Raw genomic sequence first — 15,209 nt, 5'->3', positions numbered from 1 at the left:
AGCCTAACGCGGGCGCCGCGCGGCCCGGCGGGCGGCGGGGGTCACGCGCCGCGCCGGGCGGCGGTGTACCTCTCCACCCAGTACCGGGTGCGGTCCAGGTACGCGGTGGTGGCCGCGGCTCCGGTGCGGCCGTAGGCGCCCTCGTACGTCTGGTAGGTGACGGGACTGGTCGGCGGGGTGCCGGTGGCCGGTTCGATCTGGCTGCCCTCGTGCCACTCGTTGAACGAGGTGATACTGACCCACTCCGGGGCCGCGCCGCCGTCGCCGCTGGTGATGGCGTGCTGCCACACCGCGTCGTACGTCGTGCCGTCGGCGCGCTCCACGGTCGGCGTGGTGTTCCCGGGCACGGCACGGTCGTCGAGGTAGCCGGGCCCGAACGACGGTGACCAGACGAGGCCGTTGGCCCGGCAGAACCGGTCCACGCCGCTCCAGTCGGGGAGTCGGGCGGCGGCGATGCCGTCGTAGGTGTACATGCCGCCGAAGTGGGCCGCCTTGGACACGTCGGTGGTCTGGGTGAGGACGATCGCGTCGCTCTTGAGCTGCTCGATGGGCGACCAGTCGGCGATGTCGAGGCTCTGGAAGACGTAGAACGCGCCCCGGTCGCCGTGCGCCGCGTCCCTGAAGTACGCGGCGTGGCCCCCGTAGGCGCCCGTCAGGTAGCGCACGTCGGCGGCGACAGAGGCGGCGGTGCGGCCGGTGTACGGCTCGATGTGGAAGGCGACCTTCAGGCCCTGCCCGGCGGCCCGGTCGAGGAGGAGCGGGACCCGCTGGTCCTCGTAACTGCCCCGGCCCCACCAGCTGGTGACGAGGACGCCGGTGCCCGCCTGCCGCAGCCACGCCATGTGCTGGGCGACGACGGCGCTGTCGCCCGAGTCGTACGCGCCGAGCACCGGGTAGAAGTTGGAGGAGATGCCGTCGGGCGGCGTGAGGTTGCCCTGGGGCCAGTGCCGGTAGGAGCCGTTGGCCTTCGGCGAGCCGTACCACGGGTAGTAGAAGATGTGCACGTCGGTGCTGGTCTCCGCGGTGGCACGGGGTGTGGCGGCGCGGGCGGTGGTGCCGAGTGCGGCGGCCGCGCCCGCGGCGGCGGCCGCGGTGAGAAGCGCTCTGCGGGTGGGGCCGCGTCCTGACCGGGTCGGGGACATCTCGGTGTCTCCTTCGTGGGAAGTCGGGCAGTGGGGGTGTGCTGCGGTACGGCGTGCTAGGCGGTGCGCCAGGTGCGCCGCGGGGTGAAGCCCAGCAGTGCGGCGCAGGCGCTGACGTCGAACAGCCCGGCGTGCCCGGGGAGTTCGGTGAAGACGGGCACACCGGGGTGGTGGTGTGCGAGGAGCTGGGCGGTGGGCAGGGGCGACGAGGTGTCGGTGGCGGCGACGTTGACGACGTGGCAGCCGCTGACGTCGGCCGTCAGGGCGCGGCAGAGCGCCTCGGCGGCGTCTTTGGTGTCGAGCCAGCCCCAGAGCTCGGCGGGGTTGCGGCCGCCGGGGTCGGCCGCGACGGCCGCGAGGTGGCGGGCCAGCCGGTCGTCCGCGCCGACGAACGGGAAGCGCATGCACACGATGTCGGTTCCGTAGCGCCGGTGCAGGGCACGCGCCGCCTCCTCCAGGGCGATCTTCGACAGGCCGTACGGGTCCTGCACGAGGACGGGGTGCTCCTCGTCGACGGGGACGTAGCGCGGGGAGAGCGGGACGGGGGCCCAGGCGAGCCCGAGCGCGGAGAGGCTGGAGGCCGCGGCCACCCGGCGCACGCCGGCGCGGCCCGCCTGGTCGAGCACCCGGTAGGCGGTGAGGCAGTTGGTCGCGAACAGCTCGGCGGCGTCGGGCACGTTGGGGTGCGGGACGGCGCCGAGGTGGACGACCGCGTCGGCGCCGTCCATCGCCTCGGCCACCAGCGCGGCGTCCCGCAGGTCACCGGTGTGCACGCGCACGGGCCGCGGGTCGTCGACGGGCACGCGGTCGGTGGCGACGACCTCGTGTCCCGCCGCGCACAGCGCGTCGAGCGCGTAGCCGCCGATGTGTCCTGCGGCGCCGGTGAGCAGGACGCGCATCAGCCCTTCACCGCCCCGACCAGGCCGCCGACGAAGTACCGCTGGAGGCAGAGGAACAGGACGATCACCGGGATCACCACGATCAGGGCCCCCGCCATCAGGTTGTTGTAGTGGGGCACGTTCTGGGACGAGAGGGTCTGGAGGCCGAGCGGCAGCGTGAAGGTCGACGTGTCGGTCAGCGACACCCGGGTGAGCAGGAACTCGTTCCAGGTGGGGATCGCGGTGAGCAGCGCCACGGTGATCAGGGCGGGCCGGGCGAGCGGCAGGTACACCCGGGCGAAGATGCGCAGTTCGCCCGCGCCGTCGACACGCGCGGAGTCCCGCAGCTCCTGCGGCACGGCGCGGAAGGCGCCGGTCATCAGCAGGACGGAGAGCGGGGCGCCGCCGTTGACGAAGGGCAGCACGAGGCCGAGGTGGGTGCCGAGGATGCCCAGCTTGTTCTCCAGGACCACGATGGGCAGCATCACGGTGATGCCGGGCACGAAAAGGAGCGAGACGAACAGCTTCTGGAAGAAGCCGCGCAGCGGGAAGCGCAGCACGGCGAAGGCGTAGCCGGCGGCCGCGTAGATCACCACGGTCAGGGCGACGGTGTAGGCCGTGACGAGCAGGCTGTTGAGGAAGAAGTCGAAGAAGTGCAGCCGGTTCCAGGTCTCGACGAGGGTGTCGAGGGTGGGGTGCTGCGGGATGAGGTGGCCGCCGCGGGTGACCTCGACGCTGTCCTTGAAGGCGGCGGAGACCATCCACAGGAACGGGTAGACGCCGGCGAGGCCGTAGAGGGCGAGCAGCACCCCGACGACGGTGCGGGCGGCGGCCCTGCGGGTACGCGCGCCGCCGGCGCCCGGCGGGGCCGCGGCAGCCGAGGGGGCCCGGTCCAGGCTGAGCGCGGTCATGTGCGGCTCCGCAGTGCTCGGAGGTTGGCGAGGGCCAGGACCAGGGCGGCGGCGAACAGCAGCCAGCCGAGCGCGCTGGAGAGGCCGAGAGTGGGGGCGAGATCCTTGAGGAACGCCAGCCGGTAGGCCTCAAGGCCCAGCACGTTGGTGTGGTCCCCCGGGCCGCCCGCCGTCATCACCAGGAACAGCTGGAAGCCCTGGAGGGACTCGCGCAGACCGAGCAGGACGGTGATCGCGGTGATCGGGCGCACCAGCGGCCACACGACGGCGGTGGTGGTGCGCCACCGGCCCGCGCCGTCGAGCTGCGCCGCTTCGAGCAGGCTGCGGTCGATGCCCTGGAGCCCAGTCAGGTAGAGCAGCATCGAGACGGGCACGGCGCCCCACACGGTCACGACGATCATGGTGGGCAGCGCGGTGTCCGGGTTGCCGAGCCAGCCCTGCGGCTGGGAGAGGGAGCCGAGGCCGAGGCTTTTCAGCAGGAAGTTGACCGCGCCGTCCGGCTGGAGGATGTACTGCCAGGCGAAGGCGACGGCGACGCCGCTGGTGACGTACGGCAGGAAGTAGACGGAGCGCAGGAGGCCCTGGAGCCGCCTGGCCTGATGGAGCAGGACGGCGAGCGGGAAGGACACGGCGACGGTGAGCAGGGGCGTGCACACCATCACCCAGAGGGTGTTGAGCGCGGCGTGGTGGACGCGGGGCGCGTACACGGGGTCGCGCCAGAGCAGGTCGGCGTAGTTGTCGAGGCCGACCCAGGTCCAGGAGGGCGTGAAGCCGTTCCAGGTGGCGAAGGAGAGCGCGAAGCCGTATCCGACGGTGTAGAGGCCCAGCACGCAGAAGAGGACGACGGCGGGGGCGATGAACGAGTAGCCGGTGAGGGCCTCGCGCACCCGCTGCCTGCGCCGGGGCCCGCCGTCAGGCGCGGTGCGCGCGCCGCCCGCGGGCGCCGGGAGCGGCAGGGCGGCAGCGGCGCGGCCGGGCGCGGTGGTCACTTGTCCGCCGCCTCGGCCTTGGACCAGGCCGCCCGGTTGATGTCACGCAGCCGGTCGGCGGTCTGCCGTACCGACCTGCGCCCGAGGGGTGTCATGTCGGAGAGCGCGGCGCCCGCGTCGTCCTGCTCGTAGCCGGGGGCGCGGAAGTCGACGCCGCCGTTGTTCGGGTCGTACGTGGTGTCGGGGGTGCCCTTGAAGCTGTTCTGGAGTGCGGTCAGGGTGGGACCGAGCACGCTCGCCGACCCGGCGCCGAGCGCGGTGGCCGGCAGGTCGCTGGAGTCCTTGGCGAACCGCGCTGCGACCTTCGGCTCGGAGAGGAACTCCATCCACCGCGCGGCCTTGTCGGGCTGCTTGCTGGTGGAGGCCACGCACATGCTGGTGAGGGCGATGGGGCCGAGGGCCATGTCCTTGACCTCCGCTTCCTCGGGCTCCGGCAGCGGGAAGGCCATGATGTCGTCGGCCTTCATGCCGTTCTGCCGCAGGAAGGCGAGGGTGAACGTCCCGCCGACGTCGAAGGCCGACTTGCCCTGGGCGAGGGCCTGGTCGCCCTGGTCGATGGTGAGCGTCTGGGTGCCGGGCATCCAGTACGGCGCCAACTGGTCGTACTTCTCCAGCACGTCGATGCCGTTCGGCGAGCCGAAGTCCTTGGACTCGTCCTTCAGGAACAGGCTCATGTAGTCCTTCTTGCCGAGCTCGGCGAAGGCCATGGGCTGGAGGAGCCAGGTGAGGCCGGTGGCGGGGACCTGGAGGCCGAGGGAGAGCCCGCCGGTGCGCGGGTTCTTGGCCGTGGTGGCCTTGAGGTCGGCCATCCACTCCTCCCAGGTGGCGGGCGGCCTGGTGACGCCCGCGGCGGCGAGGGTCCTCCTGTTCGCGTAGACGATGCCGAAGGTGCCGACGGTGAGCGGGACACTGTAGCGCGCGCCCTTCTTCGCGCCGTGGTCCTTGGCCTCGGGGTTCTCGGCGTTCTCGTAGCGTGCCTCGGTGACGAGCCCGGAGTCGCGCACGGCGGGCTGGATCCGGTCGAGCCAGGCGCCCTTGTAGCGGTCGCGGAGGTCGTCGACGATGCCGGCGGCGCCGAAGACGCGGTCGTCGCCGTCCGAGTGGGTCTCCAGCACGTCGGGCAGGTCGCCGGTCTTCGCCGCGCTCTGCACCTTGGTGGTGAACGCATCGTCAGGCGTGTACACGTCAATCTTCACCGCGATCCCGGTCTCCTTCTCGAACTGGGCGGCGGCGGTGCGCAGCGCGGCCGCGTGGGACTGCTTGAAGGTCCACATCTCCAGGCCCCCCGAGCCCGAGCCGGAACCCGGGCCGCCCGCGCAGGCGGACAGGGTGGTCAGCGACAGTGCGGTGGCCCCGGCGACGGCCGTGAGCCGGGCACGGTGCGACAAGGGTGTGCGCATCGCCCCTACCTCCTCAGGTTCAGCCACCGGGCGACCAGCTGGCGTTCAGAAGACCGAATGGCGTTGGAGAGACTGAACTTATGGTCGTGGTGATATAGCGTCAAGACGACGTCGGGAATCGGGCAGAACCGGATCGCCTGAGTGCGCCGGTGCGGGATGCGGAGGTGCCGTGGAATCGGTGGCAGCAGCAGCGCGGGGCCGGGGGCCCGAAGAGGTCAAGTCGGCAGCCCGGGCCCTCCAGGTGCTGGAACTCCTCGGGGCCGAGGGGGCCAGGCTCTCACTGGCCGAGATGGCGTCGTCCCTCTCGGTGCCCAAGAGCAGCCTGCACGCGATCCTGCGCACGATGCAGGCGCACCGCTGGGTGGACCTCGACGCCTCGGGCACCCGCTACAGCCTCGGCCTCAAGGCGCTGCTCACGGGGACCGCGTACCTGGAGGGCGACGACGTGACGGGGCTCGCGGGCCCGGTGCTCGACGCGCTCGCCGAGGAGACGGGCGAGTCGGTGCACCTCGGCAGGCTCGACGGGACCGACGTCGTCTACCTGGCGAAACGCGAGTCGCGGCACGCGCTGCGGATGCACTCGGCGGTCGGCCGCAGGCTGCCGGCGCACGCCTGCGCGCTCGGCAAGGCCATGCTGTCGCAGTACGAGGCCGCCGAGGTGCGGATGCGGCTCGACTGGCCGCTGGAGCGGCTGACCCCGGACACGGTGACCGACCCCGAGGCGCTGCTCGGACAGCTCGCGGAGGCGCGGCTGCGCGGGTGGGCGATGGACGACGGGGAGAACTCCGTGGACATCCGGTGCGTCGCCGTGGCGCTCGGCGCAGGGCACGGCGCCGACGACGCGATCAGCTGCTCGGCGCCACGGACCCGGATGGACGACGCGAGGGCGCGCGAGATCGCGCAGCTGGTGACGGAGGCGGCGCACTCGCTGCGCACCCTGCTCAAGCGGATCGGCCGCCCCTGAGCGCACGCGGTCCCCCGCGGCCGGGCCCCCGGGTCCCGGCGCGCGGCAGACGGCGGCGCCCTTATTCGGTAAGGTCATTGACAAATAAATGGGACCCTCCATACGTTCACGTGGCAGCACGTCATCCTTCCACCTGTATGCGTTGGAGTGTGCATGGCTCAGCCTGATGCCCGCGCCGAGGTTCTCGCGCCCGCTCCCTGGGTCGACGAGCGCGGCGCCAAGATCCGCATCACGGCCGTACGTACCTTCCTGACCGCACCGCACGGCTGCCCGCACCTCGTCGTGCGCGTCGAGACCAACGACCCGGGGCTCTACGGCCTCGGCTGCGCCAGCGACCCCCAGCGCACCCTCGCGGTGCGCTCCGTGCTCGACGACTACCTCGCCCCGATGCTGGTGGGGCGCGATCCCGACGACATCGAGGACATCCACAGGCTGATGCTCAACAGCGCCTACTGGCGCGGTGGTTCGATCACCGGGAACGCCCTCGGCGGCGTCGACGTGGCCCTGTGGGACCTCAAGGCCAAGCGCCTCGGAGCCCCGCTCTACCAGCTGTTCGGCGGCCGGGTGCGCCGCTGGGCGGAGGCGTACACCCATGTCGACGGCGCCGACGCGGCGGAGCTCGCGGACAAGGTGGCGGGCGCGGTCGAGCGCGGCTACCGGCATGTGCGCGTCCAGTGCGCGGTGCCGGGCGCCGACACCTACGGGACGGCGGGCGGCAGCGCTCTCGACGCCGGTGCGCACCGCAGGCGCGCCGTGCCGTGGGACTCCGCCGCCTGCCTGCGCACCGTGCCGCCCGTCCTCACTTCCGTGCGCGAACGGGTGGGCGACAGCGTGGAGTTGCTGCACGACGTGCACGAACGGCTCGATCCGAGGCAGGCGCGCGAGTTCCTGCGCCGGATCGAGGACGCGCGGCTGTACTTCGTCGAGGACCTGCTCGCCCCCGAGGACGCGGGGCACTTCGCCGCCCTGCGCGAGACCTCCGCCGTGCCGCTCGCCGTCGGCGAACTCTTCCACGACGTCGCGCAGTTCCTGCCACTGCTCGACGGGGACCGCGGCCCGTCGGTCGACTTCGCCCGGATCCGCGTGCCCACCCTCGGCGGGCTGACCCCGGCGCGCAGGCTCGCGGCCTACTGCGAACTGCGCGGTGTGCGCCTCGCCCCGCACGGGCCCGCCGACGTGAGCCCCGTCGCGCAGGCCGCGACCCTCGCCATGGACATCAGCTCGCACGCGTTCGGCGTCCAGGAGGCCGCCGTCTTCAGACCCCCCGTCCACGAGGTCTTCCCGGGTACGATCACGGCCGCGGACGGGGCGCTGTCCCCCCGCGAGACGCCGGGCCACGGCGTCGACTTCGACGAGACAGCCGCCGCGCGGTATCCCGCGCCCGAGCCGCTCCACCACGACCGCTGGGCCCTGCTGCGCAACACCGATGGGAGCGTGCAACGCGCATGACGACCGATCCGAAACGTGCCCTGATCGTCCGGGGCGGCTGGCCGGGACACGAACCCGTGGCCATCACCGACCTGTTCGTGCCCTTCCTCGAGGACAGCGGCTACCGGGTGGAGATCTCCGACACCCTGGCCGTCTACGCGGACGCAGGGCGGCTCGCCGCGACGGACCTGATCGTGCAGTGCTGGACCATGGGCGAGATCACCAGGGAGCAGTGCGAGGGTCTTGCCGCCGCGGTCCGCGCGGGCACCGGTCTCGCCGGCTGGCACGGCGGGATCGTGGACGCCTTCCGCGGCGACGTCGAGTACACGCTCCTGACGGGCGGCCAGTTCCTCATGCACCCCTCGGGGTTCAGCGACCACAGCGTCACCCTGTCCGCGAGCCGCGCCGATCACCCGGTCATCGCCGGGCTCGGCGACTTCCGGGTGCACACCGAGAAGTACTGGATGGCCACGGACGGGGACATCGACCTCCTCGCGACCACCGAGTTCGCGCCGGGCGAGCGCGGCCCGCACGCCGTGGCCATGCCCGCGGTGTGGACCAGGACGGTCGGCGTGGGACGCGTCTTCGTCTCCACCATCGGGCACAAGCCGGACGACTTCGACGTGCCCGAGGTGCGCACGATCACGGAGAGGGGCCTGCTGTGGGCGAGCCGCTGAGGATCGGCATGGTGGGGGCCGGCAAGATCAGCGGCGCCTACCTGGACACACTGAAGCGCCTGGACAACGTTGTCCTGACCGCCGTCACCGATCTGGACCCGGCGCGCGCCGCGGCGGCCGCCGGCCGGCCGCCTGGCGCCGCTGTCGCCGGCTCCCTCGCCGACCTGGTCGCACGGGACGACGTGGACGCCGTCCTCAATCTGACGATCCCCGCCGCGCACGCGGAGGTCGCGGCCGCCGCGCTCGCCGCGGGCAAGCACGTGTACGGCGAGAAGCCGCTCGCCGCGACCCGCGAGGAGGCCGACGCGGTGCTGCGGGCCGCCGAGGCGGCGGGCCGCAGGGTCGGCTGCGCACCGGACACCGTGCTGGGCACGGGCACGCAGACGGCGCGCAGGGCCGTGGACGACGGGCTGATCGGCGCGCCCGTCGCCGCGACCGCCTTCATGACCACGGCGGGGCACGAGAAGTGGCACCCCGACCCGGAGTTCTACTACCGGCCGGGCGGCGGCCCGCTGCTCGACATGGGCCCCTACTACCTCTCGGCCCTCGTCCACCTGCTCGGCCCGGTGGTACGGGTGGCGGGGGCGGCGTCACGGCCGCGCGCCGAGCGGGTGATCGGCAGCGGGCCGCGTGCGGGCACGGCCTTCCCCGTCGAGGTGCAGACGCATGTCACCGGTGTGCTGGAACACGCGAACGGCGCCCTGGCGACCCTCGTCATGTCCTTCGACGTGCACGCGGCGAGGCTGCCGCGGATCGAGGTGCACGGCACCGGGGGCTCCCTCTCCGTGCCGGATCCGAACGGCTTCGACGGGCCGGTCGAGCTGTTCGGGGCGAGCGGCGGCTGGGAGGCGCTGCCGGTCTCCGCGGGCTACCGGCGGGGCGGCCGCGGCACCGGCCTCGCGGACCTGGCGGACGCCGTCGCCGGCGGGCGCCCGCACCGCGCCTCCGCCGAACTGGCCCGCCATGTCCTGGATGTGATGCTCACTCTGCTCGACGCCGCCGAGCAGGCCCGCACCCTCCCCGTCGCGAGCACCTGCGAACGGCCCGAGCCCGTACGGCAGGAGTAGGGCCTGGCTGGAGCGGGACCGGGCAGGAGCAGGGCCGCCGTCCCGGCAGGGGGCGGCCGGGGCACGGACCCCGGCCGCCCCCTCCGCATGCCGCACGGCACCACGGAGACGCCGCCCACACACCCATCCTCCTTTCTCCCTTTCCTTCCTTTCCTGTCCTTTCCTCTCTTTTTTCGCCTCGCAGACCTGGGCCATTGCCACCACCGATGGTCCGCCTTTTCTTTCCAGTTTCCTCCCGCACGGGAAAACAATTCCCCTGACAAAGCGCTGACCTGCCGCTTCCACCTGCCAGAACGAAGGAAAGGGAGAGGGCGTTGACTTGATAACACTCTTGGTTTTACATGGCGGCAACGCAGGGACAGGAGGGGGCCGCCATGCCGGACCGTTTTTCGTCGGGTGAGTCGCGGACATCTCATTTCCTCGCCGACCGGCTGCGCCCCGCGCTCCACCCCGAGCGGATCCCCCTGGACATCGCCGCGTGGCACGTGCCCGGCGAACCGGCGCCGGTCGAGGCAGCCCTGCGCGCCCCGTACACGCCGCTCGCGCCCGGCGCGCCGTGGGGAGCGCCCTGGTCCACCACCTGGTTCCGCCTCGCCGGAGAGGTGCCCGCGCGCTGGGCGGGCCGCAGGGTGGAGGCCGTGATCGACCTCGGCGCCGGTGCCGAGGGGCTCGTGTACGACGAACAGGGCGCGCCGCTCACGGGGTTGCGCCACCGGTCGGGCCCGGTGGCGGTGGCGGCTGCGGCGGTCGGCGGTGAGCGGGTGCGGCTGCTCGTGGAGGCCGCCGCGGTGCCCCCGATCGACCCGGCCACCGGCGCGGGCTGCCGCCTCGGCACCCCGGTCACCGCGCACGACGAGCCCCTGCACCGGCTGGTGCGCGCGGACCTCGTCGTACGGGACGAGGAGGTGTGGCACCTGCTGCACGACGTGGAGGTGCTCGACGGGCTGGCGCGGGCGCTGCCCGGCTCGCCGACCCGCCGCCACGAGATCCTGTGCGCGCTCGACCTGGCCGTGGACGCGGTCGACCCGCGCGATGTCGCGGGCACCGCGCGGGCCGCGCGGGACCTGCTCGCGCCGGTGCTCGCGAGGGGTGCCCACGCGTCCGCACACACCGTGGCCGTCGTGGGCCACCAGGGCGGCGAACAGGGCCTGTTGTGGCCGCACCGGGAGTCCGTGCGGCGGGCAGCGCGGGCCTTCGGCGCTCTCGCGGCGCTTGCGGACGAGTATCCCGAGCTGGTGGTGGCGGCCGGGGCTCCGCACCACCACGCCTGGATGCGGGAGAGCCATCCGCACGTGTTCGAGCGGATCAGGAAGGCGGTGGCGTACGGCACCTGGGTCCCGGCGGGCGGCATGTGGGCCGAGCCCGAAGGGGTGTTGCCGGGGGGTGAGTCGCTCGTCAGGCAGCTGGTACTCGGACTGCGCTTCTGCCGCGAGGAGTTGGGCACCGCCGCCGACGGCCTGTGGTTCGGCGGCTCCGGCGCGCTGAGCCCGGCGCTGCCGCAGCTCGCGGCCCTCGCGGGGGTCAGGTGGCTGCTCGCGCGGCGGCCGCCCCGGTGGCCGGCGGGGGGCGCGCCCGCCCACCACACCTTCCGGTGGGAGGGCCTGGACGGCACGCGGCTGCTCACCCATGTCCCGCCCCACTCCCCCGGCGCCTCCGGCGAAGACGGCGACGGCCTCACGGGGCCGGGTTCTACGGTGCGCGAACTGGTGGCGCAGGAAGCGGCGTTCGCCGATGCGGGCGACCGCGGCGACTCGCTCGCCGTGTGGGGCGCGGCGGAGTCCTGCGGGCCCACCGCCGCGACGCTGGAGCGGGCGCGCAGGCTGGCCGATCTGGAGGGCGCGCCCCGGGTGGTGTTCAAGCACCCGGGGCGGTTCTTCCGCGAGGCGCTGCGGGAGTACGAGAGTGCCGGACGGGGCGTACCCGTACTCGACGGCGAGCTGTTCGCCGGGGCGCACCCCGGCACCTACACGGGGCAGGCGCGCACCAAGCGCGGCAACCGGCGCGCCGAGGCACTGCTGCGGGAGGCCGAGCTGTGGTCGGCCACGGCCGCGGTCCTCGACGGCGTGCCCTACCCCTACGAGGAGTTGGACGCGATCTGGCGCGAGGTGCTGCGCCTCCAGGCCGCGCCGGTGCTCGGCGGCACCTCGATCGCGTGGGTGCACGAGGAGGCCGAGCTCGCGCACCGCCGCCTCCACCGGGCCCTCGGCAGGCTGGTCCTGCGGGCGACCGGCGCGCCGGGTGCGGCCCCGGCGCCGGGCACGGCGGTCTTCAACGCGGGTCCGCTGCCGCGCCGCGAGGTGGTGCTGGTCGGCGAGGACGCCGACTGCGAGGTCCACGCCCGTTCGGGCGGCGGCCAGTTGCTCTCCGACGGCCGTGTCGCGGTGCTCGCCGAGGCCCCCGCGCTCGGCGCCGGACGCGTGGTGGTCCCGCTCGACGAGCGGGCCCCGGTCGCGGTCACGCAGGCAGAGAACGGCGAAGTGGCCCTGGACAACGGCCTCCTGCGCGTGGTGGTGGACGGCCGGGGCCTGGTACGCACCGCCGTCGACCTGGGCACGGGCCGTGACGCGATCGCGCCGGGCGCCGCGGGCAACGTCCTTCTGCTCCACCGGGACGATCCGCCCGAGTGGGGCGCGTACGAGCGGGACACGCGGTGCGGGGCGCCGCCGCGCGGCCTCGGCGCCGCGGTGCGGGTCGAGGTGCTGGAGCGCGGCCCGCTGCTCGGCGCGGTGCGCGTGGTGTGCTCGACCGGCACTTCGGCCGTCGAGCAGCGGCTCTCGCTCGCGGCCGGCGCGCGGGCGTTCGAGGTGGACACGCGGGTCGACTGGCGGGAGCGCGACACCGTGCTGGCGAGCTCCTGGGAGCTGGACGTGCACGCCGGGCACACCACGGGCGAGGCGCAGTTCGGCCACACCGCGTGGCCCGTGCGCCCGGTGGACACGCCAGGGGCCCGCGGCGCCGAGCGGTGGGCGCACCGCTGGCTGCATGTGGGCGAGCCCGGCTGGGGTGTGGCGTTCGCCGCCGACTCGGCGCACGGCTACGAGGCGGCCCGGCACACCCGGCAGGACGGCGGCACGACCACGGCCGTACGGCTGACCCTGCTGCGGTCGGCCCGCACGCCCGATCCGCACGCGGACCGCGGGCCGCAGCGGATGCGCCACACCGTGCGCCCTGGCGCGGGCGTCGGCGACGCGCTCGCCGAGGGGTACGCGCTGGCCCTGCCGCTGCGCCCGGGCGGCCCGGCGCCGGCGCGGCCTCCGCTGGTGGCCACCAGCGGGGAGAGCGTGCTGGTGGAGGCGGTGAAGCTGGCCGACGACCGCTCGGGGGACGTGGTCGTACGGCTCTACGAGGCGTGCGGCGGGCGGGCCGCGACGGTGCTGACCGCCGCGTTCCCGGTGGTGCGGGCCGAGGCGGTGGACCTGCTGGAGCGTCCTTCGGCGGTGCTGGAGTGCCGGGACGGCGCGGTGCGGCTCGCGCTGCGGCCCTTCGAGGTGCGCACGGTGCGGCTGGTGCGCGGGCGGGGCGGGGCCGCCGGTGCCTGAGACGCGTACCGGGGCTGCCGCCCTGCCGCCCGAGCAGCGGACCGTCCTGCGGGGCTGGGCCGAAGCGGGCGGCCCGCTCGCGACCAGGGCCAGGGTGGTGCTGCTTGCCGCCGACGGGCTGCGGGACGCGGAGATCTCGCGGCGCCTCGGTGTGTCGCGGCAGACGGTCGGCGCGTGGCGGCAGCGGTGGACGAGCGAGGGCATCGAGGGGCTCGCGCAGCGCCCGCGCACCGGGCGGCCCGCGACGGTGGACGAGTCCGAGGTGGTCACCAGGTCGCTGCTCGCGCCCGGCGGCAGCGGCGCTTCGCGGGCGATCGCCCGGGAGTTGGGCCTCTCGCACGCGACGGTCGCGGGGGTGCGGCGCCGCTGGCGGCTCGTGCCCGACGAGGCACCGGCGCCGTGCGTGCCGACCCGGCCGCCGCTGCCCGGTGCCGACGTGTGGGTGATGGGCCTGTACGCGGACGCGCGGCGCGGGGTGCTGCTGCTCGGCTCGCGCGGCGCCGCCGCGCACCGGCCGGCGCCCGGCACGGTGATCGGCGCCGACGTGCTCGCGGGGCTCGACGGCGCGCTCGACGCGGCCCTCGCGGCGACGGCGCCGCCCGCCCCCGACGACGCGGGCGGCCTGGCCGCGTATCTGGCCGAGGCGTGCCTGCGCCATCCCGACCTCGATCTGCACGCCGTGGCGCTGTGGGACACGGCGGCGGGCGGCCCCGTCCTCCCGCCGGCACCGCACGGCCGGGTCAGCGGACACCTGATGCCGCTGCGGTCGGGCCACCGGAGCTTCCTGCGCGCGATGATCGCGCTCGACTCGACCAGCCACCCCGAGTCGTCGCGCCGCGTCTATCTGGACCTGGCGCGCGACCTCGGTCGGTACGCGCGCGTCTGCGCGGACACCGCGCGCTCCCCCGGGCCGGGCGCGGCGGTGCGCTGGCTGCGGGAGAGCGTGGCGGGGCACCCCGGCGGGGGTGCGGGGCCCGGCGCGGCGCGCGGCCAGTCGTGGAGCGGGGTCAACCAGATCGACCTGGGCTCGTTCAACGAGTGCGTCGTGATCGAGACCGTACGGCTCTCCGGCACCATCACCCGCGGGGAGATCGCACACCGCACGGGCCTGACGCAGCAGTCGGTCTCCCGGATCGCGCGTTCACTGCTCGACCGGGGCATCCTCATCGAGGACGCGCAGCGGCGCGCCACCTCGGGCAAGCCCCGCACGCCGGTCAGGCTCTCCGGCACCGCGGCGCACGCGCTCGGCATCCACATCGACCCCGAGGTGCTGACGGCGGTCGTGATCGACCTGGACGGGGCTATCGTCTGCACGCGCACGCGGCCGGTCTCGGCGGACACGGCGCCCGCGGAGTTCGTGGAGCGGGTGGCCGCGCTGGGGCGCGAGACGCTCGCGCGGGCCCGCGGCCCGGTGCGGCCCGACGGCTTCCTCGGCATCGGGGTTGCCGTGCCGGGTCCCGTCGACATCGCGTCCGGCACGGTGCTCGGGCCGCCGCTGATGTCGGCGTGGGGCGACCTGCCGCTGCTCTACCTGCTCCAGGACCACTTCCCCTGCCCGGTCCTGATGGAGAAGGACTCGACGGCGGCAGCGGCGGGCGAGCGGTGGATCGGCCGGGACCGCAGGGCGCGGGACTTCGCCTATCTGTACCTGGGTACGGGCGTGGGCACCGGCCTCTACCTCAACGGCGACCTGTACCGCGGAGTCAGCGCGAACGCCGGGGAGTTCGGGCAGCTGTGCGCGATCGCGCTCGGCCGGGTCGGCGCGGACGGCAGGCCGGAGCTGCTGCCGGAGTGCAATCCGCCGGCGTCGGTGCCCGACCTGGCGGCACGGGGCGGGATGCGGCCCGCACCGCCGCCGGGCGGCTCGACGGCCGCCTACCGCGCGGTGGGCAGGGCGGCGGCCGCGGGCGACCCGGCGGCCGAGGCCGCGGTGCGCGAGGTGGCGCGCGCGGTGGGCAGGGGCGCGCTCGGCCTCGTCGACCTGCTGGACATCGACCTGATCGTGCTGGGCGGCCCGTTCTACACGGACGACGTGGCGGGGTTCTACCTGGAGGAGATCGGCAGGGCGGTCAACGCCTTCCCGACCGCACGGCGCCTGCGGCGGGTCGAGGTCGAGCCGTCGGTGCTCAGCGCGCAGGCCGCCGCCGTGGGCGCGGCCTCGACGATCTTCCATGCGACGTTCACTCCGCGCCTGCGGGGCCGCTGACGCGGTGG

At 74.4% G+C, this 15,209-nt stretch carries 11 protein-coding genes; 6 read left to right on the top strand and 5 right to left on the bottom strand.

The genetic code is table 11. The annotated features are described in order from the left end of the window. Positions 1 to 41: 41 nt before the first annotated feature. Genes AB0910_RS25635 through AB0910_RS25615 form a run of 5 tightly spaced genes read right to left on the bottom strand, consistent with a single transcriptional unit; the run spans position 42 to position 5,320 of the window. Positions 42 to 1,142 (bottom strand): glycoside hydrolase family 99 protein, encoded by a 1,101-nt coding sequence (locus AB0910_RS25635; protein ID WP_366746994.1) that lies wholly within the window; start codon positions 1,140 to 1,142, stop codon positions 42 to 44. 56 nt (positions 1,143 to 1,198) lie between these two features. After that, on the bottom strand, positions 1,199 to 2,041 hold the full coding sequence (locus AB0910_RS25630; RefSeq protein ID WP_366746993.1) for an NAD(P)-dependent oxidoreductase: 843 nt from the start codon (positions 2,039 to 2,041) through the stop codon (positions 1,199 to 1,201). Further along, positions 2,041 to 2,931, bottom strand: coding sequence for a carbohydrate ABC transporter permease (locus AB0910_RS25625; RefSeq protein WP_366746992.1), 891 nt, complete (start codon positions 2,929 to 2,931; stop codon positions 2,041 to 2,043). The genes AB0910_RS25630 and AB0910_RS25625 overlap by 1 nt, the downstream gene beginning before the upstream one ends. Continuing rightward, positions 2,928 to 3,920, bottom strand: coding sequence for a sugar ABC transporter permease (locus AB0910_RS25620; protein ID WP_366746991.1), 993 nt, complete (start codon positions 3,918 to 3,920; stop codon positions 2,928 to 2,930). Before AB0910_RS25620 ends, AB0910_RS25625 begins: the two co-directional genes overlap by 4 nt. Then, a complete protein-coding gene (locus AB0910_RS25615) occupies positions 3,917 to 5,320 on the bottom strand; it encodes an extracellular solute-binding protein (protein ID WP_366746990.1) in 1,404 nt (467 codons plus the stop codon). Before AB0910_RS25615 ends, AB0910_RS25620 begins: the two co-directional genes overlap by 4 nt. A gap of 178 nt (positions 5,321 to 5,498) precedes the next feature. Between AB0910_RS25615 and AB0910_RS25610 the strand changes: the two genes are divergently transcribed. The 6 genes from AB0910_RS25610 to AB0910_RS25585 all read left to right on the top strand — a co-directional run bounded on the left by AB0910_RS25610 (position 5,499) and on the right by AB0910_RS25585 (position 15,201). Further along, complete coding sequence (locus AB0910_RS25610; RefSeq protein WP_366746989.1) at positions 5,499 to 6,284, top strand: IclR family transcriptional regulator; 786 nt, start codon at positions 5,499 to 5,501, stop codon at positions 6,282 to 6,284. 153 nt (positions 6,285 to 6,437) lie between these two features. Further along, entirely contained in the window at positions 6,438 to 7,733 is a 1,296-nt protein-coding gene (locus tag AB0910_RS25605) for an enolase C-terminal domain-like protein (protein WP_366746988.1), read from the top strand. After that, entirely contained in the window at positions 7,730 to 8,389 is a 660-nt protein-coding gene (locus AB0910_RS25600; protein ID WP_366746987.1) for a ThuA domain-containing protein, read from the top strand. The genes AB0910_RS25605 and AB0910_RS25600 overlap by 4 nt, the downstream gene beginning before the upstream one ends. Next, the gene (locus tag AB0910_RS25595; protein WP_366746986.1) at positions 8,374 to 9,456 is read left to right on the top strand and encodes a Gfo/Idh/MocA family oxidoreductase; all 1,083 of its coding nucleotides are present in this window, start codon (positions 8,374 to 8,376) and stop codon (positions 9,454 to 9,456) included. The genes AB0910_RS25600 and AB0910_RS25595 overlap by 16 nt, the downstream gene beginning before the upstream one ends. Before the next feature lie 374 nt (positions 9,457 to 9,830). Then, positions 9,831 to 12,995: a glycoside hydrolase family 38 C-terminal domain-containing protein gene (locus AB0910_RS25590; RefSeq protein WP_366746985.1), complete on the top strand. Its 3,165-nt coding sequence runs from the start codon at positions 9,831 to 9,833 to the stop codon at positions 12,993 to 12,995. Continuing rightward, a complete protein-coding gene (locus tag AB0910_RS25585; RefSeq protein ID WP_366746984.1) occupies positions 12,988 to 15,201 on the top strand; it encodes an ROK family protein in 2,214 nt (737 codons plus the stop codon). Before AB0910_RS25590 ends, AB0910_RS25585 begins: the two co-directional genes overlap by 8 nt. Positions 15,202 to 15,209: the final 8 nt, after the last annotated feature.

It is taken from the genome of Streptomyces sp. NPDC047002 (assembly GCF_040704505.1).
GTDB lineage: Bacteria > Actinomycetota > Actinomycetes > Streptomycetales > Streptomycetaceae > Streptomyces.
Note: the sequence above shows the minus strand (reverse complement) of the source record. Positions and strands in the feature narration are given on the sequence as shown.

Excerpts from the sequence above, each read along its gene's own strand:
- AB0910_RS25590 (WP_366746985.1), top strand. The coding sequence starts at position 9,831 with ATGCCGGACCGTTTTTCGTCGGGTGAGTCGCGGACATCTCATTTCCTC.
- AB0910_RS25605 (WP_366746988.1), top strand. The coding sequence starts at position 6,438 with ATGGCTCAGCCTGATGCCCGCGCCGAGGTTCTCGCGCCCGCTCCCTGG.
- AB0910_RS25635 (WP_366746994.1), bottom strand. The coding sequence starts at position 1,142 with ATGTCCCCGACCCGGTCAGGACGCGGCCCCACCCGCAGAGCGCTTCTC.
- AB0910_RS25615 (WP_366746990.1), bottom strand. The coding sequence starts at position 5,320 with ATGCGCACACCCTTGTCGCACCGTGCCCGGCTCACGGCCGTCGCCGGG.
- AB0910_RS25625 (WP_366746992.1), bottom strand. The coding sequence starts at position 2,931 with ATGACCGCGCTCAGCCTGGACCGGGCCCCCTCGGCTGCCGCGGCCCCG.
- AB0910_RS25600 (WP_366746987.1), top strand. The coding sequence starts at position 7,730 with ATGACGACCGATCCGAAACGTGCCCTGATCGTCCGGGGCGGCTGGCCG.
- AB0910_RS25630 (WP_366746993.1), bottom strand. The coding sequence starts at position 2,041 with ATGCGCGTCCTGCTCACCGGCGCCGCAGGACACATCGGCGGCTACGCG.